This is a genomic window from Pseudarthrobacter sp. YAF2, assembly GCF_052113345.1.
GTDB lineage: Bacteria > Actinomycetota > Actinomycetes > Actinomycetales > Micrococcaceae > Arthrobacter.
In genome coordinates this window covers 138,391-164,456 of the sequence record NZ_JBFRDA010000005.1, presented here as the reverse complement: position 1 = coordinate 164,456, position 26,066 = coordinate 138,391, and the positions used below count along the sequence as shown (strand labels likewise).

The window sequence follows — 26,066 nt, the reverse complement described above, 5'->3', positions numbered from 1 at the left end:
AGCAACACCGGATCACGGAGGTGTTGGATGTCGGTTCGAAATCGTCAGAAGCAGGTACGGGCGTATCGAGGGCAGATCCCTTCACCGGGTCGGCCGTCGGTGGCTTGGCGCGAGGACCGGGTACGGTTCTGGGTGGCCATCGCTTCCGGTGCGAAGACCCGGGACGCCGGCGTCGCGGCGGGCGTGTCAGAGCCCGTGGCGCATCGCTGGTTCCTGCACGCTGGCGGTGTGAATCCTCAGCTGGCCCCGACACTGTCCGGGCGGTATCTGTCCTCGAGCGACCGTGAGGACATCGCGTTGTGGCGGGCGCAGGACTGTGGGGTGCGAGAGATCGCTCGCCGGCTGGGCCGAAGCCCGTCGACGATCTCGCGGGAGCTGCGTCGGAACGCGTCGACGAGAACGTATCGCTTGGACTACAAGGCGTCCACAGCGCAGTGGCACGCCGAACGACGAGCCCGCCGCCCCAAGACCGCGAAGCTGCTCACGAACGGTGACCTCCGCGACTACGTCAACGACAAGCTCAGCGGACACGTCAGATCGGGCGGAGGAGAACGCTTGGGCCCGGTCGGCCCGATCTGGGACGGGAAGAACAAGCCGCATAGGGAAGACCGCGAATGGGTGAGGGGGTGGAGCCCTCAGCAGATCGCGAAACGCCTGCCAGTCGAGTTCCCGGATGATCCAACGATGCGGATCTCGCACGAAGCGATTTACCAAGCCCTTTACGTTCCGAGCCGAGGCGGACTCACAAGGCAGCAGGCGTGGCATCTGCGCCGAGGGCGCACGAAACGCACGCCACGAGCCCGAACACGCCAGCAAGCCTGGGCGCATGTCACCGACGCCACAACCTTGAAGAAGAGACCCTCCGAAGCCGACGAGCGGAAAGTCGCAGGCCACTGGGAAGGAGATCTCATCATTGGTCTCAACCGGTCAGCGATCGCGACTCTGATCGACCGCACGACGCGTTTCGCCATGCTTGTCCATCTGCCTCGGCAGAAGGGCTACGGGCTGGTCAAGCCGACAAAGAATGGGCCTGCATTGGCTGGCTACGGGGCGGTCACGATGAAGAACGCACTCGTCCGGACCTTCGAGCCGCTCCCGACGGACCTGCGACGCTCCCTGACCTGGGACCGCGGGAAGGAGATGTCCGCGCACGCCCTTCTGACGCAGGAAATCGGGTTGCCGGTCTATTTTGCCGACGCGAAGAGCCCGTGGCAGCGCGGGAGCAACGAACATCTCAACGGGCTACTCCGGCAGTACTTCCCGAAAGGCACCGACATCTCTCGCTGGAGCACGCCAGGGATCCAAGCTGTCGCCGACATCATCAACAACCGGCCGCGCGGCGTCCTAGGATGGCGCACTCCAGCGGAAGCCTTCGCGGACCAGCTAAGCTCAGTCCCGAAAGCAACTGTTGCTTCGACCGGTTGAATACGCCCAGTTCCGGTCTCGCCGCTTCGTTGAATCACTCCGGCACCACGGGCTGACCGGTTCGATGGGCCGGGTCGGTGCGTGCGCGGACAACGCCGCGATGGAGTCCTTCTTCTCGCTGCTGCAGAAGAACGTTCTGGACCGTCGGCGGTGGCTCAGTAGGCAGGACCTCCGGCTGGCCATTACGACTTGGATCGAGCGGACCTACCACCGCCGGCGACGGCAAAGACGGCTGGGAAAACTCACGCCAATCGAATATGAAACAATCAACCGGACCGCGCTCACAGCGGCCTAAGACCCCGAGTCAACAAAAGCCGGGGCAGTCCCGGGGCCTTTCGTGCCCGCCTAAGCTCTCGCCAATTTGCGTGTACGAGTCACGACTCGGAATATGGCTCCGGTGCAAATCTATCCAAGAACAGGACTACGGCGCTTCCATCGAGGTCAAGCACGCTTTCGCCAACTTTGATTCGGACGTCAGTCCTAGGTTCTGAGTTTGCGGTTGGGGCAGCAATCCGCATCCTAAATGACGCCAGTTCACCAATAACCGCTGCGTTGTCACCCGTACTCACATACACCTTCTCGCCCAGGTATCCACTGTGCAGCGCGCTTACGGGCATTATGTGGAGTCCGTTGGCGAAAGTCAGATTTTCCATGCACGTTCCTTTGATCGAATCAGGCCAACCCATCGTTAGGCATTCTTACCATTACCGGGGACGCGAGGGTGAAGGACGTCGCGGAGTTCCTGTCCATGCACCCGGAGACGGTCCGGACCATTGCCCGCTCCGGGGACTTCCCGAACGCGTACAAGACCAACGGGCGGACCTCGCCTGTCCGGATCCCGTGGGCTGATGTTGAGGCGTACCGGGCTAAGCAACCACGGGCCAACCGATGAATGCCTGTCAATGGACCAGCGCGTCGCCTTCGAGATGAAGCTCTGAGCAAACCTGTAGAACTCTGCACAAAGATGTGCGTATAGTTCTACGTACAGGAATATTGCTCAGTTGACCTGTAAGAAAAAGGACGCCACACACAATGCGCACAGATACCAAGAACTTAGTAAGTGTTACCGACTTCAGTCGGCACCCATCCCGCTACATCAACTCCGCTGCTAACGGCACCTCACACGTCATCCTCAAAGATAACCGGCCAACAGCAGCAGTCATCGACATGGAATCCGCCGAAAGACTTGCCCACCTTGACGAACTCGAAGACGACCTCAAACTGATGGCCGCCTCCCTGGTTCGACTCGTCACTGACGATGGCACCCGTCACAGTCTCGACGACGTCGCAGCAGAATTCGGGATCGACCTGGATGAGCTCAGAAAGGACTAGTACAGACCCATGGCCAAAGTACATCTCACCGACGATGCCAAAGAGGACCTAAGGGACCTCGACGGCGCTGCCAAAAAGCTTGTCTTCAAGGCTCTTATCAAACTGGAAGACCAGCCTGAGATGCGTGGCCAGCCGCTCGGAAGCAAGAAGACCGGTAACCTGACCGGTCTCCGGAAACTAGTCGTGGGCGACCGTGATTACCGTATTGTCTTCCGGGTTGAGCCGAATGGGGATGTATGCGTTGTCTGGGTTATCGGCAAACGGGCCGATGACGAGGTGTACGAGATTGCAATGGCACGCCTCAAGATGCAGTCAGACCTTCCAATGAAGGAAGAGATCGTCAGCGTCATGTCGATGGCTTTCAAGACTCCTTAGCGAAACAGATGACTGCAGCGCCCGCCCCCATCAGAGGGCGGGCGCTTTGTTTTCCTGACGTACGTGATCACCGTGTGAGCACACACTCCGCGACACGGGCGGAGCCAGACGGTGACGGCGCACCGGTCCGAACCCCTAAATCCCCGGAATCTAGACCATCCGGGGATCAACGGGTCTTCACGGTCACGGTGGTCAAATCACTGTAAATCAGATTCCAGTTTTGGCTAGGGCTTAGTGGCGCGGCGGGCAGGGGAGCGGTGTTCACCTCAGCTTGGCGTGGCGCAGGTACTGATAGACGGTTTCCCTGCTGATTCCGTAGTCACGGGCGAGTAGGGTCTTCGGGACTCCGTTGCCGGCGCGCTGGACCAGCTCGGCGGCCCGCTCAGGTGTGAGGGTCTTTTTCCGCCCTGTGTAGGCGCCGCGCTGCTTGGCTAAGGCGATGCCCTCCCGCTGGCGTTCCCTGATGAGGGAGCGTTCGAATTCGGCGAAGGCGCCCATGACGGAGAGCATGAGGTTGGCCATGGGGGAGTCCTCGCCGGTGAAGACCAGGTTCTCTTTGACGAACTCCACGCGTACGCCTTTGCGCGTGAGGCCTTGGACGAGGGCACGCAGGTCGTCGAGGTTGCGGGCGAGTCGGTCCATGCTGTGCACGACCACGGTGTCCCCTTCGCGGGCGAACCGCAGCAGTTCCGTGAGCTGTGGCCTGGCGGTGTCCCTGCCCGAGGCCTTGTCCGTGAAGACCCGGTCCAGAACCTGGCCTTCGAGCTGGCGTTTCTCATTCTGGTCCAGCGTGCTTACCCGCACGTACCCGATCCGCTGTCCAGCCATTCTGCGCCTCCAACCCTTACCCTGTCAGGTTGAGTTCTAGGCCTGTCCCAGAAGAGAGTCAAGACCCGGGCGGTTACTGATGTCGGGGTGGGCTTGCACCGTTCAGGGATGACGAGGTGTATGACGACTATGTGGTCCGGCGAAGGCCTCTCATGCGGGAACGCCCGCCTTGGGAGCGAGCTTCAAGCTGCGCTGGCCTCCGGAAGACGTGGGTCTCGGGGTCGGTGATCTGTCTGGTTTTGAGTAGTTATGAATGCAGTGCTGCCCGGGCGAAGGCTTGCCCTGGCTCCTTGACGGCGTGGGCTTTGAGTTCGAAGCGGTCGTCGAGGACTCCGAGGTTAACCAGGGCTTCGTGGGCGTCGGCCAGGAGTGCTTGGACGGCGTTCGGTTCCACGTCGGATCCTGTGGGGGTCCTCCATCCGAGTGCGCCGAGACCGAAGGCGACGGCTTCAAGGTAGTTCTCCCAGCCGGTTCGTTTCCCTGCCGCGACCTCGAGCAGGAGTAACAGCGTCGCGTCACGCTCGGAGTCGTGACGGTGCCGGTGGGCAAAGGCGCGCGCCAGGAAAAGCCATAGGCCTGCCGGATCATCGAGCAGCCGTTTGGCGGCGGATGTAAGGGCGAGCCTGCCTTTGATTTTTCGGATCAGGCCGAGTCGCTGGGCACTTTCACGCAGCTGAAGGACGGGCAGGGTCTGATCCTCGCGGTTGGCTTTGCCGATCCAGTCCTTGGCCCAGTTAAGCTCGGTCATTGCCTCGCGGACCACGGCCGGCGGTAGCCAGCCGGCAGTGGTGAGGGACAGACCCTCGGGCCCGATGCGGCGGGTGAGCCAAAGATAGGGGGCGGTCATCGCCGCGGAGACGTCTGCTTCGACAGTTGCGGGTCCGTCGAGGCCGGCGGCGTGCAGGTATGAACGGAATTCGCGTCGCAGGCCAGGAGGTATCCGGTTCGTGAGTTCCTGGGTCAGTGACTCGCTTCCGGAGCCGTGTTCGTTGGCAGAGGGAGAAGGGAACATCAGGGCGAGCTCGTTGTTCACGGCATCGATGTCCAGCTGTTCCGGGTAGAATTCCTGCCATGGCCCGGCCGTCCAAGCGACCCAGGCCTGAACATCTTCGTGCTCGTCATGGCCGGGGTCTGCGAGGGCGTCGAGCAGATCGTAATAGCCACCGATGCCGCCGGAATCCTCCAGCGGCGCCCGCCGCGCCCCGTCAAGCAGCCGTACCCGCGGGGCGTCGCCCGGGGCAGGGACGGTTCCGCTGAGTTCGAGGCGGTGGATCCAGCCGTCTCCGAAGTCATATTCATAGAACAGCGGACCCGATCCCGGGGTAAGGATCTGGCCCAGGGCCCAATCCGTCTCCGGGAGGTCCTCGTCAGAGTCTTCCAGCAGGTCTTGGGGCACCCAGCGCCGTGGTTCGCGCACGATCCCGTTGACCGCGCGCAGACGGACATAGGGGTCGATATCCGTGAAGGAATGCAGGTGTGAATCCCTCCAGCCAACGGCCGTTTGCAGGACCTCATGCACCCTGTCCATGGGCAGGGAAGAGTCGATCTCGAGGAGCCGCCAGATGGCCGGGTCGCTGCCCACGATCGAGACTTTCACCCGCAGCAACACCGCACCGGAATCTTCACCTGCAGCACGTATCGTCACAGCACTATCCTGCCAGCCCCAGTGTTTAGGTGAGGCCACCGACGGGGCTGCCGGCATCCGCTGGGCAACTTCATCCAGGTTCCGTTTTCTGACCAATCTGTTGCCCCCACTCCGCGCTGGCACATAGGCTCAACATGTGAGTGGCGGGGACGGCAATCCGACAAGCGGATCCGGCCCGCGACCCGTGAAGGAAAACAGCATGGCAACAGGTACGGTCAAGTGGTTCAACGCCGAAAAGGGCTTCGGTTTCATCGCCCCCGACGACGGAAGCGCTGACGTGTTCGCACATTTTTCAGCAATCGCCTCCAGCGGTTACCGCTCCCTGGACGAGAACCAGAAGGTTCAGTTCGACATCACGCAGGGCCCTAAGGGTCCGCAGGCGGAGAACATCCAGCCGCTCTAAGCGGTTCTCAGGAAGCTGGCCGGCCGCAAAACCGGCCAGCTTTTCTGTTTTCACCCAACCCTGTTGCCGTACGCCTAGCCTCATGACCGCACCGAAGAACTGCCAGCCAAAAGGGAATGGTTCCCGAATATCCACCAATTCCCTAAGGAATTCAGGTTCGGTGAAACCCAATGTCCGGTCGACCGTTGTATGACCGGGAGTCCCGCGCGCCCCGGCCGATCGGGCTCAAGTCCGCGCTGCACCTTTGGGGGACGGGCGATACAGGGCCGGGCTTCCGCGCGAGAGCCCGTTCCCGGCCTTAGCTTTACATAACGTCGGCTTTTAGTCCCAGCCTGTTCGGTTCGCCGGGAAATCTCAGCTTCAAGCGCACAATGGACCGAAGCCTCGGTCAACCGCTATTTGGCCGGAGCTTCGCCAATTGACATGTCCAAGCGGGGTTCAAGCCGCGCGACCCCTGGATCAGCATCACGAAACCCGGACGCAGCGTCAGGGTTTAAAGGCCAGCCGATGTTAGACTGAAAAGAAGCGTAATTGAAGCTTCAACCATTCAGCTTTACATAACCTACCTTATCGGCTAAATGTCTGGCTAGTGATTAGCCTTAGTTCGGGCTAGAATAACCTCATGAGAACGGTACCGCTCAGTGAGGCCAAGGACAAGCTTTCCGCCTTGGTGGAGGAAGCTGACAAGACCCACGAGATCATCCAGATCACCCGCCACGGCCACCCGTCGGCCGTGCTGATCTCCGCGGCGGACCTGGAGTCCCTGCAGGAAACAATCCATTGGCTTTCGCAGCCTGGAATTCGCGAGGATCTGGACCAGGCCCGGCGCGACATCGCGGACGGCAAGACGACCAGCGGTGATGATCTCCGCCGCGAGTTCGGGCTGCCGCCGCGGTGACTGATGCACAGGCCGCCGATCACGTGCCGTGGAAGGTCGAAGTCACCAGCCCGGCGTTGAGGGGTTTTCGGCGGCTGCCGGAAAAGGCAGCGGCAGCGATCGTGGAATTCGTCACCGGCGTCCTGGCCGATAATCCTTACCGGCTGAGTAAACCCTTGACGAACGAACTCCTCGGCCTGCGCACCGCACGCCGCGGTGACTACAGGGTGTTGTTCACCCTCGACGTCGAAGACCAAATCCTGTACGTCCACCGCATCGAACACCGATCCGACGTCTACAAACCGCGTTAGCCGAACTTCACGGAAAGATGTGCCAGCACGGAGCCTCTCCCCCAGCTCAGGTTGACGGAAGGTACATTATCGGCGTTAAAACAACGGGAGTAGAAGTGGATGCGAGAACTCCCGTCTCCTGACGAACTCCCCAGAAGGAGAATCACCAAAGTTGGTCAATCGGTGTGTCGTCGGGGACCGAGCAAATGCATTCCGGTCGCCGACCGGCCGCCCGCAGGGCCAACGCTTTCCCGTGTCACAAGCTCAGCGGGAAAAAACGGAACTTGCAACTCTTGGTCAGGGTCGATCATGGACAGCGCGACTTCGGCAGCAGTGCGACCCATCTCATAAGTAGGTTGTACCACTACGGTCAGAGCGGGATCGACGAGGGTCGACCAGCGCGGGTCCTCAAACATGAGCAGCGAGAGCTGTTCCGGGATGCGAATGCCGCGCGAACGTAAAGCGGTCAGCGCCTCAATGCCGATTTGCCCATCGGATGCGATCAACACAGTTGGCGGCTGCTCATGGTCGAGGAGTTCGATGACTGCCTCTTGTATCGCTTTGGGTACCCGGGACGGAAACCTGACAAGGTCCGTAGATGGCCGGATGCCTGCTTCCGCATACGTTCCGTATATCCCTCGCAAACGATCACCGATCACAGAGGAGCCGATTTCGTCTCCCAGCCTGTACTGATTCCGATGCGGGAATGTCGAGACATAACCAACTCGACTATGACCGAGACCTGTTAAATACTCAGCCACTGCTCGGCCAGCACCTAATTGATTAGATTCAATAACTGGCACATCTAGTCCGTTGACACGGCGTTCCAAAAGAACCAGGGGGACCCCGGCACGATGTGCGGCGTGCAGATGCTCGGCATCATTGGCGTGGGCCGGTGAAACAATCAAGGCATCAACACGCCGATTAAGCAGCACGTCTACCGCCGCTCGTTCCAGGTCAGTGTCGTATTCGCTGCCCGCCACAATGACGCTTACGCCCGCCCGCGCGCCGACTGACATGATGCCGTCAAGAGCGAGCGAAAAACCAGGATTCGCGACGTTTCGGCTGACCACCCCGATCGTCTCGGTTTTTCCGGTGATCATGGACTTCGCTGATGGGTTCGGCCGGTAGTTCAGGGTTGCCGCAGCTGAATTCACGGCAGCGCGGGTGGCCACACTGGCAGAGCCATACTGACCAAGTACCCTAGCCGCTGTTGTCTTTGACACCCCAGCAAGACGGGCGACATCGTCAACGGTTGGCGGTCTTTGAGATCGCTCCCACATTTGATCCTCCTTCTCAGAATAGATGATCTCATGACCGTTGACTTAAAGAGAAATTTGGGGAAATGTATTGAACACCAGATTTATTGGGAACGGTCCCATAGCGACCTAGAGGCTGGGACGTGGCCTACTGCCACGTCCTCCAGAAAGGCTTTCTGATGTCGACACGACATTCTCTGCGGGCTGTGGCAGCATTGCCAATCCCGCTCCTCCCCCTCGTCCTTGCCAGATGCGGTGGTGACGAACCAGCAGCTACGAGTTCGAATATCGCTTCCAATCCTGCGCCGCTAGCAGGCCTGGAGGCTTCCGGGGACCCGCACGGAACGGTTTCTGGAACAAATGCTCCAAAGATGAAATCTCCCGATCAGGCGACCGCCTCACAGCAGGGTGTGCGGCACCTCTGCAACGAAACGAAGGAACAGTCATGGCAGTGAAAGATGCCGACGTTGCAATCGTCGGCACCGGCGCGTGGGGCTCCTCGGCGCTTTGGCGGCTCGCCGAACGCGGAGTCAATGCCATCGCTTTCGACGCTCAGAGCGTTCCTAACGTTTACGGTTCGAGCCACGGTCACACTAGGCTTTTCCGCGTTGCTTGTCACGAACATGTCGACCTCACCCCGGTTGCCCGACGCGCCAAGGAACTTTGGCTGGATTTGTCCGCCGACCAGGGCGCAGACCTCCTCCACGAGACTGGAGTGCTGTCGATCGGTCCGGAAGACGGCCGCGCCATCCGAAACGTTCGCAAAGCAGTGGCCTACGCGGGCGTCGACGTGACGACCTACACGATTGACGAGGTTCGCGAGAAGTTCCCGCAGCACGCTAACCTCGGCGATCACTACATTGGAATCATGGACCACGAGGCCGGATTCGTGCGCGCCGAGGCGTCTATCAGAGCAGCCGTCGCGGCCGCTACGGCACGAGGGGCGCGCCTGTTCGACCGTACGGCTGTCCTTGATGTAATCGACGACGGCGACGCCGTAATCGTTCGGACCGGTGCTCGTGACTTCCGTGTTGGTCAGGTGATCCTTTCTTCCGGCGCATGGATGACTAAGATGCAGGACGTTGTCCCGCTCAAGGCTGTCCGCGCACCCATGCTCTGGTGGGAAGCCAAGGACGCGCCGGAGGAGTTTTCCCTTAAGAATTTTCCAGCCTTTATCCGTCATTATGACGATCAGCACACGCTTTGGGGCCACGGTTCAACACCTGAGGCGCCTGTCAAGCTCGGGCCATCGTTCGACGAACACTCCCGTATGGTGGTCGACCCCGACCAGACCCTGCGAGGCGTACGGCCCGGAGTCGACTGGGCGACTGTTGGATCGATCCTCCCTTGGGCAGTCCCTGGCCTACAGAGCGCACCTGTATTGGCAGCACCTTGCCTAGTAACCGAAAGCCCCGACATGCAATTTGTAATAGGCCGACACCCCGATCGGTCACGCATAGTGCTCGCAGGAGGATGCTCCGGTCACGGGTTCAAACATGCAAGCGCTGTGGGTGAACTTTTGGCTCAAATTGTTTCGGGAGAAGAACTGTTCACTGACATTGCCTTTATGCGACCGGACCGGTTCCGGTAGGCGCCCCAAGGCAGTGAAGACGAGCAGGCCACGAGGCCGCCCATGGTATTGAAGGAATGTTAATGTACATCGCCGAAAAGATCGCTGAAGCGATCTCCGCAATTGATACTCTGCCGCCGTCAGCTGATGCGGCGACCCGCCGATGCATTTTAGATGCGGTCTCGGCGGCTGTCCCGGGCCGAGGGACGGCCGGTGGCCAATCCGCTGAATCCGGGGCGGTTGCAGTCTGGGGAAACGGTTCTTGTCCCATTTGGCTGACCTCGGCGCGTTCTACAGTGATCGGGGCGGCGTTCGCAAACTCAGCCTTCGTTTGCATGCTTGACATCGATGATGGGCATCGGGCCGCAGCCGGCCATCCCGGGGCATCGATAGTGCCTGCAGTTCTGACGGAAGTCCAAAATGACCCAACCCTTGCTCCACGCGCCGTGACAGCCATTGCCATAGGGTACGAAGTCGGGCTGCGGATTGCTGCGGCACGGGACTTGCGAACACTCGACACCGTTAATACAGGGCGTTGGTGCGGGCAAGGGGTCGCGGCTGCCGTCGGCTGGCTGAAGCGACGGTCGCCGCGCGTCATCGCCGAGGCGATGACTGCCGCCGGAGCGGTCGCACCTTTCATGGGCTTTGCAGAATTCACCGAGGTCGGCAATCACGTTAAAGAAGCCATACCCCACGCGACGGCTAACGGTCTAGCCTCTCTAGAACTGGCCCAAGCGGGGTTCCTTGCTCCACTTGATCTCCTGGATGACTCTCGGGCATTCGACGCTCACACGCTGCTCGATGGATTAGGTGACTCATGGATGATCGAGTCTTGCTACTTCAAGCCCTACAGTTGCTGCCGCTGGATCCATTCTGCTGTCGACGGACTGCTAAAAGTCATGACAGAGGAGAAACTATCACCCCAGGACGTCATAGGAATCAGGGTAGAAACATTTGAGAGGGCGGCAGTTGGTCTCAATAATCAGGTAGCACCGAAAACTCTTGAAGCTGCCCAATTCAGTATTCCGTTCTGCTTGGGCGTTCTCGCAATTCATGGCACTGAGGCCCTCGTGCCAATGACGAACCCCGCCCTCCTCAATGATCCTGAGGTTCTTTCATTTGCTTCCCGCGTCGAGGTCGTCCTCGACGCCGGAATGGACAGCCACTTTCCAGCGGCCGTGCCGTCTGCAGTTATTGTCAATTGCCGGGATGCTAGCTACTCCGAAACGGTAATGACTCCACTTGGTGAACCCAGCAACCCGATGGGATGGGACGCATTGTTTGAGAAATTCCACGCCTTAGCCTCCACCCAGCTCGTATCCCATCAAGAGAATAGCCTGCGACAGGCGCTGAATGACATGCGCAAAGGCGACCTCACGGCGCTACTAACAGAGCTTTCACGACCTGCGGTGAGACCTGAAAAAACAAAGGCCCATCAAGGGTGAGGTGGACGAGCTCGCTCAAGTAGCTCCGGAATCGATCGGCCTGTTGATGCAGAAACAACCCTATCCGCCCAAGAGAGTAATCGGCGTATCCAAGATCGCATTACGCAGAAAGAAAGATGAAGTATCAATGAAGAAACGGCTCCTTCATACGCAGCCTGCGGGAAAGAACGCCTTCCAAACCAGAACAGCCAAGACTGGTGAGCACTGCCCGATGACGGGCTTCTGGGCGCCAGCCGACCTGAATGGAAATAGACTCGTGATCTCGGAGGGAGAGATCATGCCTTCGAACCAGGGCGAATCCGCTACGTGGATACTTGTCACCGGCCTGATTCAAGCACTGGAACCTAATGCATTGTTTCATGTTGCAAAGGGATTTGGCGTCGGCTACTAAGCCATGGAATCGTCAACGCCACGTCTACATCGGCAGCACCCGTCGGCGACGAACCAGTCCTCAACTTCTAGCCGCTCCCATATACAAACCCCGAACGGACTACCAATGACTTCGTCCATATCGTTGCAGCTCTACACCGTTCGTGATGCTTTAGCTGAAGACTTCGTCGGCACACTTAAGAAGCTGTCGGTAATGGGCTTTGAACAGGTTGAGCCATTCAGACTTGAACAGTACCCGGAGCTAGGCGAGACTCTCGCTGAGTGCGGCCTCGGTGTTCCGACAGCTCACACCACTTTCATGGGAGATCCAGATCCCGAGCGTGTGTTTGAACTGGCCGCAAGCCTCGGTGTTGAAACTCTTATTGAACCCAGAGTTCCCGTCGAAGACTGGATTCAGCATGACTCACCGGTTCGATTAGCAGACCTCCTGAACTCGCTTTCCGAGCGTGCGGCACGATTCGGCATCCGGTTGGGTTATCACAATCATCACCACGAACTAGTGGTGATGTCTGGCGGAACGCCTGCGCTCCTAAAGTTTGCTGGGTCCCTAGAAGCCGGGGTCGTTCTCGAAGTCGACGCCTATTGGGCTGCGACCGGGGGTATCAACCCCGCGGAACTTCTCGAGGCCCTTGGATCGAGGGTGATCGCAATCCATCTTAAAGATGGACCCGCTACTCTAGACAAATCGTCTCAAGTCCCACTCGGGGAGGGCACGCTTAATATTCCGGCCATCCTTGCGGCTGCACCTCAGGCACTCCGCGTCATCGAATTCGACGCTACTGACGGAGATGTATTTGAAGCTATCGAGCGCAGCGCGGCTTACCTGCGGGACGGGAGCCAGTCTTGAGTCGGGAGAATGCTTCCAATCCAGTATCTGTGGGAGTCGTGGGCGCCGGGGTGATAAGCCGGCAGTACCTCGAGAGCATGACGGCAATGCCGGATCTAGACGTTACTTTCATCGCCGACTTGGATATAGAGCGTGCACAAGCCCAAGCCGAACGATACGGAGTTCCTCGATTTGGAGGGCTCGGGGAACTACTGGCAGATCCGGCAATAGATATCGTCGTTAACCTAACGGTCCCTGCTGCGCATGTAGATGTTGGCCTGCAAATACTTGAGGCAGGTAAACATGTATGGAGCGAAAAGCCAATAGCTTTGGATCGGCCCGGGGCGGAAGCCCTTCTGACGAAAGCTGCTGACCGAGGTTTACACATAGGGGTGGCACCAGACACACTTCTTGGCCCTGGCATTCAGACGGCACTCCAAATGATCTCAGAAAACGTCATTGGTACACCGCTATCCGGGATGGCCGTCTTTCAGACGCCCGGACCGCAGCTATGGCACGCAAATCCTGACTTCCTTTTCGCCAAAGGAGCGGGTCCTCTACTGGATATGGGCCCTTACTACGTCACCGCCCTAACAGGAGTATTTGGTCGGGTCCGCGCCGTTGCTGCGGCATCCTGCACCTCCTCGGACATCAGGGTCATCGGATCGGGGCCTAGAGCCGGTGAGACGTTTCCAGTCGAAGTTCCTACTACCGTGCAGGCGGTTTTGGCCTTCGATAGCGGCGCGCATGCTCAACTAACCACCAGTTTCGATTCGCCTCATCAGCGTCGTCTGCTTGAGGTGACAGGTACGACGGGGACACTGACCATGACTGATCCGAACCAGTTTGGCGGGGACATAACTGTGCATCAGGACGGGCATGAGGTGAACACTGTCCACGTGGAGGACGCAACTGCCCGGCGGGGTCGAGGGGTGGTTGAAATGGCACGTGCAATTCGACGGAATCAGGAGCCTCGAGCATCCGGCGAACTTGCAAGTCACGTTCTGGATGTACTGCTCTCAATTGAGGAGGCAGCCGAAAAAGGAGTCTGGGTAGAAGTCCAATCTACCTATGAAGGAGGAAAAGCCATTCTTCCTCGCTTATGGAATCCGACGGAGTCAACCCTGTGATTTCAAGTCAGCGCCCACCGGGAATGGTTGAAGTTTACGTTGAGAGGCCCAGCCAGGTAGACGAAGCACTCATCGATGCTATCGCCCAGGTGACGACAGCGGCCACCAACAATCGGATAGGAATTATGATCACTCGTCTCGACGCGGGGCGGTACATAGTACGAGCCCATCCAGAAGTTCCTTTCGGACTCACACGGGAGCGACATTGCTGAGAAATATCAGTACAGTTCTCCTCGCGGGTTCAGTGAACTTAATTCGTTGGTGCAGATAGCTGATGGCGCGGAAACGAAAGCCCGCTCTAGAGCAACTTCTAGAGCGCAACCGAACAGCACAGGTACATCCCAACGAGCTAAAGAGACACCCCCTATCGATTTGGACAAGCCTCGCTTCAGGTGACGTCGTGTCACTTCGTGTTCTAGACAGCCGCGAATTCGTAGGAACCATCGAATCCAAGACGAATGATGGCCTCATTATTTGGATAAGAGACAATCTGAACGAAAGAAGACTTTTTCACTTCCGGGAATGTAATTCCGTGCGTGTCATCGACTAACAAAGGTATGCGACCAGGGACAGTGTTTCCGCAGAACCTGGGATACTGGGTTCTCAGTTCTGGAGTTCTAGCAGTGGCCGCACGTCGGCCTCGAGCCACAAGGGACGTTGCCTACCGAGACCAATCGGATACTTTGAACAACTTGTCTAGCCGCGGCGTCAACACTGCCTCGGAGCACAAGCTCAGCTGCGAACGGCCGATCCTTCGGCACCGGGTTCGCGGCTGTCGACTTAGATACCCTGCAAGCTCGGCAACGTCGTCAACCATTGCCAACTTTTGGGTCCGCTCCCACACGGTGATCTCCTAGTTCCGGTAAGAGGATTCTCTATAGCATTTAAACATCGCTGCATTATTTGAGAATCTGACGCGGTTGGCCAGTGGGTCGGCTCCCAATCGACGCACTTTTTGCGCCGAAGCGGCCAGGGCGCCGGAAACTGACTGATCTAGTTCGATTTATCTCCTCATCTGAGGCCGCATCCATGCCTTTTGTCTGGCTTCACACAAATAAGTGCGAGCCACACTTACCCGTCTCCACAGAAAGTATGACCATGCAACTCACCTTGGAAGTTAATTGCTCCGCAGCTTCTGAATTAACAGCAGCCGTTGATGCCGCCCTAACCCTCGTGGAGAGCATTGCTTCGGCGCAAGGAAGGCATGGAGTACTCATCACCCGCCACGAGTATCAGCGATTTACATTTGAAGTCAGCCCGGATGTCCCATTCGGTCTCACTCTCTAGAACAAGACAAATTTTCTTTCGCTTCCAGCACAACAGCCGGTTCGCAGTGACTGGACCGAGCCACCTGTCCGGCCTGCTCACCCTCAACGAATGATCTGGTTGAAGTGTTACCACGGTCGAGGGCGAACCCTCGTGCACAGAGATGACAAGGCTAACCGTCCAACAACGACTGAATCACAAAGCCACGATGACTAGCGAAGACAACCTGCCTTGGTTTGCCTCCGGAATTGAAGTACCAATTTCCAAGTTGAGGGTTGCCGTCAGTCGGCTCGGTATGACTCGAGACGCTCTTGTCCTGGATGTCGCGTCACCGAATGGGTGGTTCAGTCTCTTGACGATATCGCGGCTAACAGCAGCAGGCAGTCAGTTTGAGCTCTACCGGCAGCACCAGACAAGAAGAGTCCGTCTTGAGGTACGGTCCCAGAGTGGCTCCTCCCTCTCAATTCAGTCCGAGTTCATGCACCTTGCCACCGTGGACTGCTAGCGGAAATGTTCATAGCCTGGGCAAGGTCTGACACCAACATCGTGTGGATGGCGGAATTGTTGCTTCGAACGCGCCGGCAAAAAGGGATATTCCGACGAAGAAGGCCGTAATCAGGAGACCAGGCTGAAAGCCATGCATGCTGTATGCCGTGATCTCGTGGACCGGGCCTCGCTGTACCAACACCTACGGCGCTAGGAACGTTCGGCCAGTGACGACGAGCAATTAGGGCACTAGCACCCCTCCGTTCCGCCCACGCTTGCTGGCATCTCTTTGGTCCTGGTGCACCTTCTCACTGTTTGCCGGGCACGGGCTTGCTCGTGCACAGTCGCGGCACCGCTGTCGAATGCCCACAGGGCGGACAAGCCACTTCTGCGAACGAAGCAGAAAGGCGCAGGTTGGAGCCGCAGCCAGCGCCTCTGCAAAGGCGCCTAGCCATCATTCTGTGACCGCTATTGAGATCGCTCCCATATGGCTTTCGGCGCCGAGCTTCGAAGAGTACAAATTTCCCTTGACATGGCCCTCACGGCTTTGCCATGATGATGAGACTCCATGTTGGGTCCGTTCCCAAAAAAGATACTTGGTCCACCTCATCGAGTAAATCAGCCGGTCCTGGAGCGAACGTCACGACATACATTTCTGTCGGGCTAGCAACATTCAGAAGCGGCGACACATCAGAAGAGGCACAAGAACATTCCAGGTGTACGACTATCGGCGCATAAAAGCCGTGGCTGGCCTGGTTATCCGGGACCCGTCTCGACGTCTCTCAGGATCGAAGCCAGAATTCCCGATTAATCACATGATTGGACGCATCAATGAAGATACGAACTCCCCGCAACAGATACGTCGTTGCCCTTGCCGCCTCAGCTATGCTGCTCGCTCTGAGCGGCTGTAGCACAGCTCCCGCCGCAACGGGCACCGCGTCTGCGGGCGCTTCATCTGGCGATACCACGCCAACGCAATCCTGCAATTGCTTGGCCGATGTCACGGTCAATGCTGCGGCCCGTGACCTGCTCCCGGACAGCATCAAAGCCTCCGGCGTCCTCCGCGCGGGATTCAATGCACCGAGCCCGCCGTTCTGGTACATCGACACGAGTGGCTCCGGGTCGTTCTCCGGGGTGGAATACGACATGATTCAGGCGCTCGGAAAAGCCCTCGACTTGAAGGTGGAACTCACGAACCAGGCGTGGGACGGATTGATGCCGGCCCTGACGGCGGGACGATACGACGTCATCATCAGCAACATCGCGGACAAGCCGGAGCGGCGCCAGAACATCAACTTCGTCGACTACGGCAAGACCGGAACCGGCCTGCTTGTGCTAGACAAGAACGCCGCAAAATACAAGTCCCGAGCCGATATGTGCGGTACCACGATCGGCACTCAGACCGGCGCCGCACAGGTAGGAATGCTGGAAGATATCTCGGCTAAGGAGTGCGCCGGCAAGGATCCGATCAATATCAAGTCGCTGTCTGATCTCAAGGGACTCTTCCCCGCACTGATCAGCGGCCAGATCGACTCGCTCGCCCTGGACTCACCCGCGGTCGCTTACTGGGCCAACCTCAAGCAGGACGGTACTCCGAAGTACGCCACTGTCCTCAATAACATTCAGGACGCCACCCTTAAATACGGGCTCGGGGTCAACAATAAGGAACCCCAGATCGCTAAAGCCCTCCAGGAAGCGCTGAAGGGCTTGGACAAGGCCGGCACCTTCCAGAAGATCTGGGATACAGGCAACATCGGAGATCTCACCATCCACGACTTCACCATTAACGGCAAGCCCGAACTGTAACATTCCCGTCTCTGGGGGCACCGACACGAATCCATCGTCGGCGCCTCCAGAGGCCGCCCCTCGCCAGATTCAAACTGACGCCCCGCAAGACCGCACAACAAGGAAGCTAATCCAATGACTCATCCGTCCACGAGCCCTAATGACATGGCGCATACCACCGAGGATGGCGACATTCCGGCGCGCTCCCGCGCGCCGATGGTCGTAGTGCCCCAGCGGCGGATTGGTCGTTGGATCCTGGCTTTCATCGTGCTGGTTGTCACGTTGTTCACGGTGTACTCATTCGCGGCCAGCCCTAATATCGCTTGGCCAACAGTTCTCCGCTACCTCACATGGCCTACTATCATCCAGGGTGCGGGCTACACCGTAGTTCTGACGTTTGCGACCCAGCTGGCGGGAACCATCGGTGGAATCGTGCTCGCGACGATGAGGCTGTCCAAAAACCCCGTATTTCAGGCGATCGCGTCGGCATACATCTGGTTCTTCCGTGGAACTCCCCTGCTTATCCAGATCATCTTTTGGTTCAACATTGCCATCGTGTTTCCGCGCCTCGGTATCAGTATTCCGTTCACCAACATCGGATGGACAGCGGACACCAACGCAATCGTCACTGCAACGGCTGCAGCTTTCCTCGCGCTCGCTCTGAACGAGGCTGCCTATATGGCCGAAATTGTGCGAGGTGGCATCATGTCCGTGGACCGCGGTCAGACTGAGGCGGCACAAAGCATCGGCATGCGACCGTTGCCTGCTTTTATGTTGATCATCCTGCCTCAGACAATCCGGGTCATCCTCCCTGCTACCGGCAATCAGTTCATCGGCATGCTTAAGGCCACATCCCTGGTGAGCGTCATTGCCGCACCCGACCTGATGACGAACGCGCAGAACATCTACTCGCAGAACTACCTGACCGTGGAGCTGCTGATCGTCGCGGCGATTTGGTACTTGATCATGACAACCATCGCGACCTTCATCCAGTCACGCATCGAGCGCCGATACAACGTTTCCCTCAGCGGCGGAAACCGTGAGTCCCGTGTCGTGAAAGCCCTGATGGATCGGCTCGGACGACAAAAATCCTAGGCCCGCAGGATCGCGTCCACCTTGCTTGAGAACTAACAGCACCACTTCAACGGAGACATCAATGCAATCGACCCAGTTAAACGCGCTCACAGACCCAACGCATCCTCAGCCCTTGCTGCGTGTGCTCGGTGCGCAAAAATCCTTCGGGGCAACCACTGTATTAAAGGGCATCGATCTCGAGGTCGAAAAAGGCGAGGTAGTTTGCCTTCTCGGATCATCAGGTTCAGGAAAGTCAACACTGCTACGAGGCATCAACCACCTCGTTCGCTTGGATGCGGGACAGGTGCTGTTGGACGGCGAGCTTATCGGGTTCCGGGAGCGCAACGGCAAACTCTACGAAGTTCGAGAAAGCGAAGTCTGCCGCCGCCGCAGCGAGATCGCGATGGTTTTCCAGAACTTCAACCTTTTCCCACACAAGACAGTCCTAGAAAACATCACCATCGGTCCAAAAAAGGTGCTGAAAGTCCCGGCCAAGGAGGCCGAAGCTCACGCTCGTGAACTTCTGGTTACGGTCGGTCTCGCGGACAAAGCAGACCGGTATCCTGGTCAGCTGTCAGGCGGTCAGCAGCAACGAGTGGCGATCGCTCGAGGACTGGCAATGAAGCCAAAGCTGATGCTGTTCGACGAGCCCACCAGTGCACTCGACCCTCAACTCGTTGCCGAAGTCCTCACTGTCATCGAGAAGCTCGCAGCCGGCGGCATGACAATGGTGATTGTCACCCACGAAATGAGATTCGCCCGCCAAGCAGCCGATCGAATCGTATTCATGGCCGACGGCCGTATGCTCTACAACGGCCCTCCCGCAGACTTCTTCGATAACCCAACCAACCCTCGCATCCGAGCCTTCCTCGCTCACACGGACTAGCCCTGGAGAAACGCTTCCCGGTACGGGAATGCCGGCGGGTGGTGGGTAGGCAGTACCGGGGCTCGTGCCTTCGTGGTCTTAACCCCACGCCTGTATCGGGCCATTAGTCAACGATGTGCTGACTCAGGCAAGTCACTTTCTTTGATCCGAATCCAATCCTCGTCTGAAAGGTAAGGGAACTAATTTGAGCGTCATCGCGTGCCACCAGATTGCCCCCATCATTGCCAACCTCGAGGCTAATGTCACCCTGACGACTCGAACCGTTCAACAGTCTGTGAATGCTGGAGCAGACATCATCGTTCTGCCTGAGCTGGCACTCTCGGGCTACATGTTCAAGTCCACCGCCGAGGCGCGGACGGTGGCTATTACAGCGAATCATCCGGTTTTCGCTGAATGGAGTCGCCTTGTCAAGCGTGTGAATGGAGTAGTGATTGGTGGCTTTGCGGAACAGGGTGAGGACGGGTTGCTCTACAACAGTGCTGCTGTTGTCGACGGATCAGGGATTCTCGCGGTCTATCGCAAGACACACCTCTGGGATAAGGAAAAGCTGTTCTTTGCTCCTGGAACGTCAGTTCCCCCTGTAGTCGATACTCCCCAGGGCCGCCTTGGGCTGTTGATTTGTTACGACCTCGAATTTCCCGAGATGACACGTACTGTTGCTCTTCATGGAGCTGATCTCATCGTGGTCCCTACGAATTGGGCGCGCGAGGCTGTCCCTAAAGGGGAGCGAGCCGGAGTGATCATAAAGGCGATGGCTGCCGCAAATACGAACCATGTCGCTATCGCATGCTGTGACCGAAGCGGCCTCGAGCGTGGCCAGGAATGGAACGAAATGGCCACCATAATCAATGAGAAAGGCTGGATCGTCGCGACTGCAGACGAGCACGGAGTCACTACCGCGGATCTGGATCTAAGACTCGCACGCGATAAGACATTGACTCAGCTTTGCGACGCTTTCGGCGACCGCCGTCCTGAGCTGTATGGCTCTATCTCGGCGTCACGACCAATTCCCACGGCCCGTTCTACGACTGCAATGTGAAAGCATCGGAGGCGGCCGTTGCCACCGAGAGAAAGAGAACACCGATCGGGCCGATCGAGTTGGCCTTGAGCCGGTGCACTTGGCGGCCCGGCGTGTTGCCGTGGCCATCGGCACCCGTCGCGGGTGCCGATGTGCTGTCTGAAGACATAGCATCTCCTGTGCTAATGGGGAGGGACGAAGGTCCCGAATGGTGCTTGACGATGTGATGCCAGCTACATCCAAAGATAGGACTCACGCCGTTAGACGAGATGCGGTGTTCTCAAAAATTGAGAAGGTACCCGGCTTTTCTGATGTTCCGTCACCCAGCCTGTGCGACGCAAGCCGCCATCCGGTCACATTTTGACTGAGGGGTCCCGGGCCGGCTGGGGGCCGGTCGCTCACTGGCAAAGCGCCATAGTGGCCGGCAGCTCTGACCAAGGGGTATGAACCGGCTCGATGGGTCAGAACTCGAGTTCGATATCAAAGTTGGTCAACAGGTGTGGGGAGCGTTTTTGACCGTCCGGCTGGGGTACACCCCAGCCTGACGTAAAGGCGGTCTCGTAAGGGAGGATTCACCTGCCGGTTGGGCTTCGCTCTTGTTCTCAGACACCTGTCGAGCCGCACCAGGGGAATTCGTCCGCTCCTGCTCCTGCCGCACGCGAGTCTCATCAGGTCCCGATTTTTTGGCCTGTTTTGATGATTCTCGGGCTACTGCACCTCGGTTTCCTGCCCCTCGACTGTCAGGGTGGGGTTTGAGAACATCATGAGCGCTGTCCATAAACGGAAATTTCGCCCTATTCTGACGCTACGGCTGATCGTTGCTCCCTTTGGCCTTCCTTTGGCCTGACCGGACTCGCGACTTTAGCGGGCACACGAAAGGCCCCGGACCATGGTCCGGGGCTTTTGGGGCCGGGCTATCGCTCGATCTTGACGCTGAGGTCCAGATGGATGTCAACAGTGGCGAGACGGTCCTGGAGGAAGCGTGCGAGACTCGCATCAGTCGCGGTGTGTGCGCCCTTGGGGACGGCACCGCGGAAAACAGCTTGGGTATTCGTGGACCTGAGCACGTCAAGGGGCGCCCAGTGCCGGTGTCCGGCGCTCAGTCGTTCAATGTCAGTGCGGAAGGTGCCGCGGTGGTCATTACGGGCTGAGGCGCGCATGGTGAAGGGAATGAAAGCTGTGGGCAAGAGGGTCCTTTCGAATGAGGCAGCCAGCGGTCAGCGGCCCCATCAGCAACAAGGCACGGGAAGGCTTCCCTATTCCTTTTTCGCTCTAAGAGAGTTGAGCCTCACGTGGCACGGCTGAAGATCAGAACCCTAAACCGGCTGAAGACCTGGAATCATGCACCCGCGGCCAAGAGAGTCGCCATTAAGGCGTCAGCGTCGTTTTTCGACCGGGCGGTATCTGTCTGCGAAAGCAGCGAGGGAGCTTTGGAGCAGCGTCATGCTGTCCAGCATGTCCACGGGTCTGGAGCACGCCCCGGCTGACAGCGGGCTGACCATCCACGCGGCGAACACGTTGTGCGGGACCTTCAGCGCCATGGCGTGGTCGAAGAGCCGCAGTACGGGTTCGTGGAGAGCCCCGTCTTTGAGCTGGAAGCCCGGACAGCAGGTTTCCTCGCCGATAAATACCCGGACGGTGCGGCGCATCCCGTCGGGCTCGCCAAGAGAGAGCAAGTGCGTCTCCATGCTGCCGCGGTTGGCAGGGTGAATTCTTCGCGGATGCTGTCCCAGACCCGCTCCGGGACAGCCGGCCAGTAGCGGGGCTCAGCCCTCACATTCGACACAATAGGCATGGCCGTCCTTCTCGCGCGCCTTCTGCGAACGGTGGCGGACCAGGAAGCACGAGTAACAGGTGAACTCATCATCAGCCTGCGGAATGACCTGGACAACGAGCTCTTCGGCAATGAACTCGCCGCCCGGGGTGAGGCCGTCGAGGGTGTCAGCCTCGTCGAGTTCCTGAACCACGGACTTCGCATCCGGTGCTTTGGCGGACTTCAGGGCCTCCAGCGAATTTTCTTGGGACTCCTTAATGTCGGTGCGCAGTTCGTCGTAATCGGTTGCCACGGCGGTGCATCTCTTCTCTGTTGGGGTGGGTTACCGGTCCTGCAACGTACAGGACACGGGAAGAATTCCCCAAAAAGCGGTGCTGTTCCTCCCCCTCCCCTATCAATCGGGGAGAGGAAAGGCCTCTGCCAACTCCCGCGCGACGTCGTCGCCGGCCGACGTGGCCGAGAGAGACAAGTTTACGGAATCTCGGTTATCGGCCAGTTGGAAATGGGCGGGGGAGGGTCCCAGGCGGCCCTCTGCACAAACATGGATGGGTGAGGGCATGACCGGCCATTAGACGTCCCCGAACGTTTGTGGCGCGGGGCGAAACAGGCGGAGATTACCCCATGTCGGTCAGGACAGTTCGCGGAGTTCCACCAGGGGATTACAGGGCGCCGGGCCAGCCGGTGTAGGCCTCCGCGAGGTAGGCCATGCCGTGCTTTGAGGAGACCACGGAGTGGAGTTCGCGCAGTTGGCGGGCGCGGGAAAAATCGTCGGCGTCGGCGGGGGTGTGCAGCATGGTGGTCATCCAGTAGGAAAACTGCTGGGCCTTCCATACGCGCTCCAAAGCGCGGTCGCTGTAGGTCTCCAGGAGCCGGTCGGAGCCGGAGTTGTAATGGCTGTCGAGGCCTTCGAAGAGCACCTTAACGTCATTGATGGCCAGGTTCAGGCCCTTGGCCCCGGTGGGCGGAACGGTGTGCGCGGCGTCGCCGGCAAGGAACAGGTTGCCGTACCGCATGGGAGTGTGGAAGAAGCTGCGGAACGGCAGCACCATCTTCTCGATGACGGGGCCTTCCTTGAGCTCTAAGCCGTTGCCGTTGACCCGGCTGCGGAACTCGGCCCAGATCCGGTCGTCGTCCCACTCCGCCACGTTTTCCTTGGGGTCGCACTGGAAGTACATCCGCTGGACGGTCTCGGTGCGCTGGCTGATCAGGGCGAACCCGTTGTCTGAGTTGGCGTAGATCAGCTCATCGGAGCTGCGCGGGGCTTCGGCGAGGATGCCGAACCAGGCGAAGGGGTACTCGTGGAAGTACCACTTGCGGTGCGCCTCGGGGATCTGGAACCGGCAGTGGCTGCGGGAACCGTCCGCGCCCACCAGGAAGTCCGCCTGGATCTCATGCTCCACACCGTCGGCGTCGGTGAACCAGACCTTGGGTTTGCCCTCAAGATCATGGACCGAAGTCTCTGTGACGCTGTAGCGTACGTCGCCGCCGTCGTCCTTCCTGCGTGCGGCGAGGTCCAGGAAGACGTCCGTCTGCGGGTACAGCCACACGGACTCGCCCACCAGGTCCTTGAAGTCGACGCGGTGGCTCTCGCCGTTGAACCGCAGTTCGATGCCGTCGTGTCGGTCGCCTTCGCGCAGCACGCGGTCTGAAACGCCGCTGTTCACCAGCATGTTAACGGTGCCATGTTCGAGGATTCCGGCCCGGACCGTCTCGGAGATCTCCTTGTGGCTGCGGACTTCAATGACGGTTGATTCGATGCTGGCCTTGGCCAGCAGGTGGGAGAGCATGAGGCCGGCCGGGCCGGCGCCCATGATGGCTACCTGGGTTTTGATGATCTGGCGTGCTGCCACGATGTTCCTCGCTTCGTTGCGGGGCCCTCTGCATGAATACGGGGCCGGCGTTGTTTCTGCCTAACAGTGTGCGCGGGAGAATGTGAACCCGTTACACATATTCCGTTGAACGGAATGCGCTGTTGGCCTCGATCTCGCCAAGGCGCCGTGCGATGTCCCTTGGCCGGACGTTTGCAGCGCAGGGACCAGCACTTGAAGGCGCACCTCCTTCAGGGGAACGACGACGCCGAGGGCCGCCACCGCGCTTCTTGGCGTCCAGTACGGGAACCGCGATCCCCCAAGTGTTGGGGTCGATGACGCCGGCGAACTGGGCGTAGCCCAAGTGGCTTGCTTCGACGAGCAGTGCGCGGAGGTTTCCCCACAGTCACTTTCCGGCGGGATCCTTGAGCTGCCCAAGGTACTCCGCCTGGACGGGCGGCGGCTGGTGAGACATCAGTGCCAGGCTAGAGGCGAGGCCAGCGTAACGAGGTTGCCCCGGGCTTAGGTAGGGTCTAGCAACCAGGATGCCAACCGTTCCGATCAACGTGGTCCTGGTTCCAGATCGCTACCCGTAGCCGCCGCCACCGCAGCTTTGCGGTCTGTCATCGGAACGTTCAGTTTTTGCAAAGGTATTGCCTCTCGATGGTTGACAATGTATTTTTTATAAAACGTCAAAGATGATCTGCCTCACATTGCCAAGCTTCTCCTCCCCATTAGGGCCTTCGCGGCCCATCTCCAACTCCTGTAAATGAGGTACTAGTGATGAACCCTCAACCCACCGGCGCGTCAAGCCGGAATTCGCGGCGCGCTGCTGTCTCCAGTTTCATTGGAAGCGCGATCGAGTGGTACGACTTCAGTTTGTTCGGGACGATGAGCGCCCTCGTTTTTGGTTCTTTGTTCTTCTCGGATCTGCCGCCAGTTGCGGCGACCATCGCCTCGCTCTCGACTTTTGCCGTCGGTTATGTCGCCCGGCCTATTGGCGCCGTCATCTTCGGGCACGTGGGCGACCGACTTGGCCGCAAGACGATGCTCGTTTGGAGTCTGCTGCTGATGGGCGGTTCGACTTTCGTGATTGCAGTGCTGCCGACATACGCGTCCATCGGACTCTGGGCACCCATGCTTCTCCTCGTGCTTCGCCTCCTGCAGGGCGTTTCTGTAGGCGGGGAATGGGGCGGCGCGGTAACACTTACTGCCGAGCACGCAGCCAATAAGCAGCGTGGATTTATGACGGGTATCGCCCAGCTCGGAGGTCCTGTAGGCCCGCTCCTGGCGACCGGAATGGTAGCTCTCTCCTCGCTCCTCACCGGGGACCAGTTCCTGGTATGGGGTTGGCGGATCCCCTTCGCGTTCAGCCTCGTGATGCTTGCAGTTGGACTCTACATTCGCAAAAACATCGACGAGAGCCCGGTATTCGCTGAAGAGGTCAAGCCGAAGACCGCCCGTATTGGTTCCTCTTTCATCGGCATGCTGCGACAGTCGCCCATCAGCCTGCTCCTGGCAGTCGGAGTCTGCATCGCACCGCTCTTTGGAAGCGTTATTTCTAACGTCTTTGCCATCAGCTACGCCAAATCCTTGGGCTACGCGAACAACGACGTCCTCCTGGGAACGCTCATTGCAACCCCCATCGCCGTTGTGGTCTCGTTGGCCGCCGGGATGCTCTCTGACCGATGGGGACGGCGCCCGGTCTTCATCACAGGAGCCGTTCTCATGGCGATTTTCGCCTTCGCTCTCTTCCCGCTGATCGATACCCGGAATGTATTCCTCCTCGTACTTGGATACATCCTGTATCTGGGTATTGGACACGCGATTATGTGGGGCACCATGGGGTCAATCCTTCCGGAGCTCTTTCCGGCTTCCGTACGGTCCACGGGTGCCTCCCTTGGCTACCAGCTCGGCTCGATCGCAGCCGGCTTCGGCCCCGCCTCTGCGGCCGCGATCATTGCAGGCACGGGCAGTTCCCTTGGAGTCTCCCTGGTAATCGCCGCCTGTAGCCTCATCAGCATCATTGCAATAGCGGCCGCGCGGGAAACCAGCCGCGGTGACATGAAGGAAACCCACGCCACCAAGGCAAGCGAAATCACCGTCGAGCATCACTCCGTTTCCTAAACGGTTCCGGTCCATAGACGTTCACACGTAGTTATTCCACTAAGGAG

The 26,066-nt window shown here is 58.9% G+C and carries 26 protein-coding genes and 1 pseudogene; 18 read left to right on the top strand and 9 right to left on the bottom strand.

Annotation, left to right across the window (positions count from 1 at the left end; all coding sequences use genetic code 11):
• Positions 1-27 precede the first annotated feature (27 nt).
• Both AB4Y79_RS07415 and AB4Y79_RS07410 read left to right on the top strand, forming a co-directional pair.
• Entirely contained in the window at positions 28-1,425 is a 1,398-nt protein-coding gene (locus AB4Y79_RS07415) for an IS30 family transposase (RefSeq protein ID WP_441860141.1), read from the top strand.
• Positions 1,426-1,429: 4 nt separating this feature from the next.
• Positions 1,430-1,720, top strand: a pseudogene (locus AB4Y79_RS07410) (integrase core domain-containing protein); the annotation flags it as partial.
• A 79-nt stretch (positions 1,721-1,799) separates the two neighbouring features.
• On the opposite strand, the gene AB4Y79_RS07405 reads toward AB4Y79_RS07410, so the two are convergent.
• Positions 1,800-2,078 carry a hypothetical protein gene (locus AB4Y79_RS07405; protein ID WP_441860140.1) on the bottom strand — a complete coding sequence of 93 codons (279 nt, stop codon included), beginning with the start codon at positions 2,076-2,078 and terminating at the stop codon, positions 1,800-1,802.
• Positions 2,079-2,146: 68 nt separating this feature from the next.
• Between AB4Y79_RS07405 and AB4Y79_RS07400 the strand changes: the two genes are divergently transcribed.
• The 3 genes from AB4Y79_RS07400 (at position 2,147) to AB4Y79_RS07390 (ending at position 3,132) form a co-directional block, all read left to right on the top strand.
• Complete coding sequence (locus AB4Y79_RS07400) at positions 2,147-2,317, top strand: helix-turn-helix transcriptional regulator (RefSeq protein ID WP_441860138.1); 171 nt, start codon at positions 2,147-2,149, stop codon at positions 2,315-2,317.
• Between the two features lie 140 nt (positions 2,318-2,457).
• The gene (locus AB4Y79_RS07395; RefSeq protein ID WP_441860136.1) at positions 2,458-2,757 is read left to right on the top strand and encodes a type II toxin-antitoxin system prevent-host-death family antitoxin; all 300 of its coding nucleotides are present in this window, start codon (positions 2,458-2,460) and stop codon (positions 2,755-2,757) included.
• Positions 2,758-2,766: 9 nt separating this feature from the next.
• Complete coding sequence (locus AB4Y79_RS07390) at positions 2,767-3,132, top strand: type II toxin-antitoxin system RelE family toxin (RefSeq protein ID WP_349033951.1); 366 nt, start codon at positions 2,767-2,769, stop codon at positions 3,130-3,132.
• Between the two features lie 261 nt (positions 3,133-3,393).
• On the opposite strand, the gene AB4Y79_RS07385 is transcribed toward AB4Y79_RS07390, so the two are convergent.
• Entirely contained in the window at positions 3,394-3,960 is a 567-nt protein-coding gene (locus AB4Y79_RS07385; RefSeq protein ID WP_441860134.1) for a recombinase family protein, read from the bottom strand.
• A 247-nt stretch (positions 3,961-4,207) separates the two neighbouring features.
• The gene (locus tag AB4Y79_RS07380; RefSeq protein WP_441860132.1) at positions 4,208-5,605 is read right to left on the bottom strand and encodes a plasmid pRiA4b ORF-3 family protein; all 1,398 of its coding nucleotides are present in this window, start codon (positions 5,603-5,605) and stop codon (positions 4,208-4,210) included.
• A 199-nt stretch (positions 5,606-5,804) separates the two neighbouring features.
• Here AB4Y79_RS07380 and AB4Y79_RS07375 point away from each other — a divergent pair, with 199 nt between their 5' ends.
• From AB4Y79_RS07375 to AB4Y79_RS07365, 3 genes are all read left to right on the top strand, one after another.
• Positions 5,805-6,008, top strand: a complete 204-nt coding sequence (locus AB4Y79_RS07375) for a cold-shock protein (protein WP_142036849.1) — start codon at positions 5,805-5,807, stop codon at positions 6,006-6,008.
• Between the two features lie 622 nt (positions 6,009-6,630).
• Positions 6,631-6,906 carry a type II toxin-antitoxin system Phd/YefM family antitoxin gene (locus AB4Y79_RS07370; protein ID WP_441860130.1) on the top strand — a complete coding sequence of 92 codons (276 nt, stop codon included), beginning with the start codon at positions 6,631-6,633 and terminating at the stop codon, positions 6,904-6,906.
• Positions 6,903-7,196: a type II toxin-antitoxin system RelE family toxin gene (locus tag AB4Y79_RS07365; RefSeq protein ID WP_441860128.1), complete on the top strand. Its 294-nt coding sequence runs from the start codon at positions 6,903-6,905 to the stop codon at positions 7,194-7,196. The genes AB4Y79_RS07370 and AB4Y79_RS07365 overlap by 4 nt, the downstream gene beginning before the upstream one ends.
• Before the next feature lie 155 nt (positions 7,197-7,351).
• Here the strand turns inward: AB4Y79_RS07365 and AB4Y79_RS07360 are convergent, their stop codons facing one another.
• Entirely contained in the window at positions 7,352-8,458 is a 1,107-nt protein-coding gene (locus tag AB4Y79_RS07360) for a LacI family DNA-binding transcriptional regulator (RefSeq protein ID WP_441860126.1), read from the bottom strand.
• A 421-nt stretch (positions 8,459-8,879) separates the two neighbouring features.
• Between AB4Y79_RS07360 and solA the strand changes: the two genes are divergently transcribed.
• From solA to AB4Y79_RS07315, 9 genes are all read left to right on the top strand, one after another.
• On the top strand, positions 8,880-10,025 hold the full coding sequence (gene solA, locus AB4Y79_RS07355) for an N-methyl-L-tryptophan oxidase (RefSeq protein WP_441860124.1): 1,146 nt from the start codon (positions 8,880-8,882) through the stop codon (positions 10,023-10,025).
• Between the two features lie 62 nt (positions 10,026-10,087).
• Positions 10,088-11,449 carry an MmgE/PrpD family protein gene (locus AB4Y79_RS07350; protein WP_441860122.1) on the top strand — a complete coding sequence of 454 codons (1,362 nt, stop codon included), beginning with the start codon at positions 10,088-10,090 and terminating at the stop codon, positions 11,447-11,449.
• Between the two features lies 1 nt (position 11,450).
• Positions 11,451-11,840 carry a hypothetical protein gene (locus AB4Y79_RS07345; protein ID WP_441860120.1) on the top strand — a complete coding sequence of 130 codons (390 nt, stop codon included), beginning with the start codon at positions 11,451-11,453 and terminating at the stop codon, positions 11,838-11,840.
• A 105-nt stretch (positions 11,841-11,945) separates the two neighbouring features.
• Entirely contained in the window at positions 11,946-12,686 is a 741-nt protein-coding gene (locus AB4Y79_RS07340) for a sugar phosphate isomerase/epimerase family protein (protein WP_441860118.1), read from the top strand.
• 29 nt (positions 12,687-12,715) lie between these two features.
• Positions 12,716-13,795 (top strand): Gfo/Idh/MocA family protein, encoded by a 1,080-nt coding sequence (locus AB4Y79_RS07335; protein ID WP_441860117.1) that lies wholly within the window; start codon positions 12,716-12,718, stop codon positions 13,793-13,795.
• A gap of 2,583 nt (positions 13,796-16,378) precedes the next feature.
• The gene (locus AB4Y79_RS07330) at positions 16,379-17,353 is read left to right on the top strand and encodes a transporter substrate-binding domain-containing protein (RefSeq protein WP_441860116.1); all 975 of its coding nucleotides are present in this window, start codon (positions 16,379-16,381) and stop codon (positions 17,351-17,353) included.
• A 114-nt stretch (positions 17,354-17,467) separates the two neighbouring features.
• A complete protein-coding gene (locus AB4Y79_RS07325) occupies positions 17,468-18,427 on the top strand; it encodes an amino acid ABC transporter permease (RefSeq protein ID WP_441860114.1) in 960 nt (319 codons plus the stop codon).
• Positions 18,428-18,488: 61 nt separating this feature from the next.
• A complete protein-coding gene (locus tag AB4Y79_RS07320; RefSeq protein WP_441860112.1) occupies positions 18,489-19,292 on the top strand; it encodes an amino acid ABC transporter ATP-binding protein in 804 nt (267 codons plus the stop codon).
• A 184-nt stretch (positions 19,293-19,476) separates the two neighbouring features.
• Positions 19,477-20,331: a nitrilase-related carbon-nitrogen hydrolase gene (locus tag AB4Y79_RS07315; RefSeq protein WP_441860111.1), complete on the top strand. Its 855-nt coding sequence runs from the start codon at positions 19,477-19,479 to the stop codon at positions 20,329-20,331.
• On the opposite strand, the gene AB4Y79_RS07310 is transcribed toward AB4Y79_RS07315, so the two are convergent.
• The 5 genes from AB4Y79_RS07310 to AB4Y79_RS07290 all read right to left on the bottom strand — a co-directional run bounded on the left by AB4Y79_RS07310 (position 20,315) and on the right by AB4Y79_RS07290 (position 23,934).
• Complete coding sequence (locus tag AB4Y79_RS07310; RefSeq protein ID WP_441860109.1) at positions 20,315-20,479, bottom strand: hypothetical protein; 165 nt, start codon at positions 20,477-20,479, stop codon at positions 20,315-20,317. The genes AB4Y79_RS07315 and AB4Y79_RS07310 overlap by 17 nt on opposite strands.
• A 745-nt stretch (positions 20,480-21,224) precedes the next feature.
• Positions 21,225-21,497: a hypothetical protein gene (locus AB4Y79_RS07305; RefSeq protein ID WP_350004241.1), complete on the bottom strand. Its 273-nt coding sequence runs from the start codon at positions 21,495-21,497 to the stop codon at positions 21,225-21,227.
• Positions 21,498-21,686: 189 nt separating this feature from the next.
• Positions 21,687-21,986 carry a hypothetical protein gene (locus AB4Y79_RS07300; protein ID WP_350004240.1) on the bottom strand — a complete coding sequence of 100 codons (300 nt, stop codon included), beginning with the start codon at positions 21,984-21,986 and terminating at the stop codon, positions 21,687-21,689.
• 90 nt (positions 21,987-22,076) lie between these two features.
• Complete coding sequence (locus AB4Y79_RS07295) at positions 22,077-22,376, bottom strand: DUF4193 domain-containing protein (RefSeq protein WP_350004239.1); 300 nt, start codon at positions 22,374-22,376, stop codon at positions 22,077-22,079.
• Positions 22,377-22,743: 367 nt separating this feature from the next.
• Positions 22,744-23,934, bottom strand: coding sequence for a 4-hydroxybenzoate 3-monooxygenase (locus AB4Y79_RS07290; RefSeq protein WP_441860107.1), 1,191 nt, complete (start codon positions 23,932-23,934; stop codon positions 22,744-22,746).
• Positions 23,935-24,675: 741 nt separating this feature from the next.
• On the opposite strand from AB4Y79_RS07290, the gene AB4Y79_RS07285 reads away from it, so the two are divergent.
• Positions 24,676-26,019: an MFS transporter gene (locus AB4Y79_RS07285; RefSeq protein ID WP_441860105.1), complete on the top strand. Its 1,344-nt coding sequence runs from the start codon at positions 24,676-24,678 to the stop codon at positions 26,017-26,019.
• Positions 26,020-26,066 lie beyond the last annotated feature (47 nt).

Coding starts and splice junctions, on each gene's coding strand:
- AB4Y79_RS07360 (WP_441860126.1), bottom strand. CDS start 8,458: ATGTGGGAGCGATCTCAAAGACCGCCAACCGTTGACGATGTCGCCCGT.
- solA (WP_441860124.1), top strand. CDS start 8,880: ATGGCAGTGAAAGATGCCGACGTTGCAATCGTCGGCACCGGCGCGTGG.
- AB4Y79_RS07320 (WP_441860112.1), top strand. CDS start 18,489: ATGCAATCGACCCAGTTAAACGCGCTCACAGACCCAACGCATCCTCAG.
- AB4Y79_RS07395 (WP_441860136.1), top strand. CDS start 2,458: ATGCGCACAGATACCAAGAACTTAGTAAGTGTTACCGACTTCAGTCGG.
- AB4Y79_RS07310 (WP_441860109.1), bottom strand. CDS start 20,479: ATGTCTTCAGACAGCACATCGGCACCCGCGACGGGTGCCGATGGCCAC.
- AB4Y79_RS07350 (WP_441860122.1), top strand. CDS start 10,088: ATGTACATCGCCGAAAAGATCGCTGAAGCGATCTCCGCAATTGATACT.
- AB4Y79_RS07375 (WP_142036849.1), top strand. CDS start 5,805: ATGGCAACAGGTACGGTCAAGTGGTTCAACGCCGAAAAGGGCTTCGGT.
- AB4Y79_RS07285 (WP_441860105.1), top strand. CDS start 24,676: ATGAACCCTCAACCCACCGGCGCGTCAAGCCGGAATTCGCGGCGCGCT.
- AB4Y79_RS07385 (WP_441860134.1), bottom strand. CDS start 3,960: ATGGCTGGACAGCGGATCGGGTACGTGCGGGTAAGCACGCTGGACCAG.
- AB4Y79_RS07390 (WP_349033951.1), top strand. CDS start 2,767: ATGGCCAAAGTACATCTCACCGACGATGCCAAAGAGGACCTAAGGGAC.
- AB4Y79_RS07405 (WP_441860140.1), bottom strand. CDS start 2,078: ATGGAAAATCTGACTTTCGCCAACGGACTCCACATAATGCCCGTAAGC.
- AB4Y79_RS07330 (WP_441860116.1), top strand. CDS start 16,379: ATGAAGATACGAACTCCCCGCAACAGATACGTCGTTGCCCTTGCCGCC.
- AB4Y79_RS07415 (WP_441860141.1), top strand. CDS start 28: ATGTCGGTTCGAAATCGTCAGAAGCAGGTACGGGCGTATCGAGGGCAG.
- AB4Y79_RS07340 (WP_441860118.1), top strand. CDS start 11,946: ATGACTTCGTCCATATCGTTGCAGCTCTACACCGTTCGTGATGCTTTA.
- AB4Y79_RS07325 (WP_441860114.1), top strand. CDS start 17,468: ATGACTCATCCGTCCACGAGCCCTAATGACATGGCGCATACCACCGAG.
- AB4Y79_RS07370 (WP_441860130.1), top strand. CDS start 6,631: ATGAGAACGGTACCGCTCAGTGAGGCCAAGGACAAGCTTTCCGCCTTG.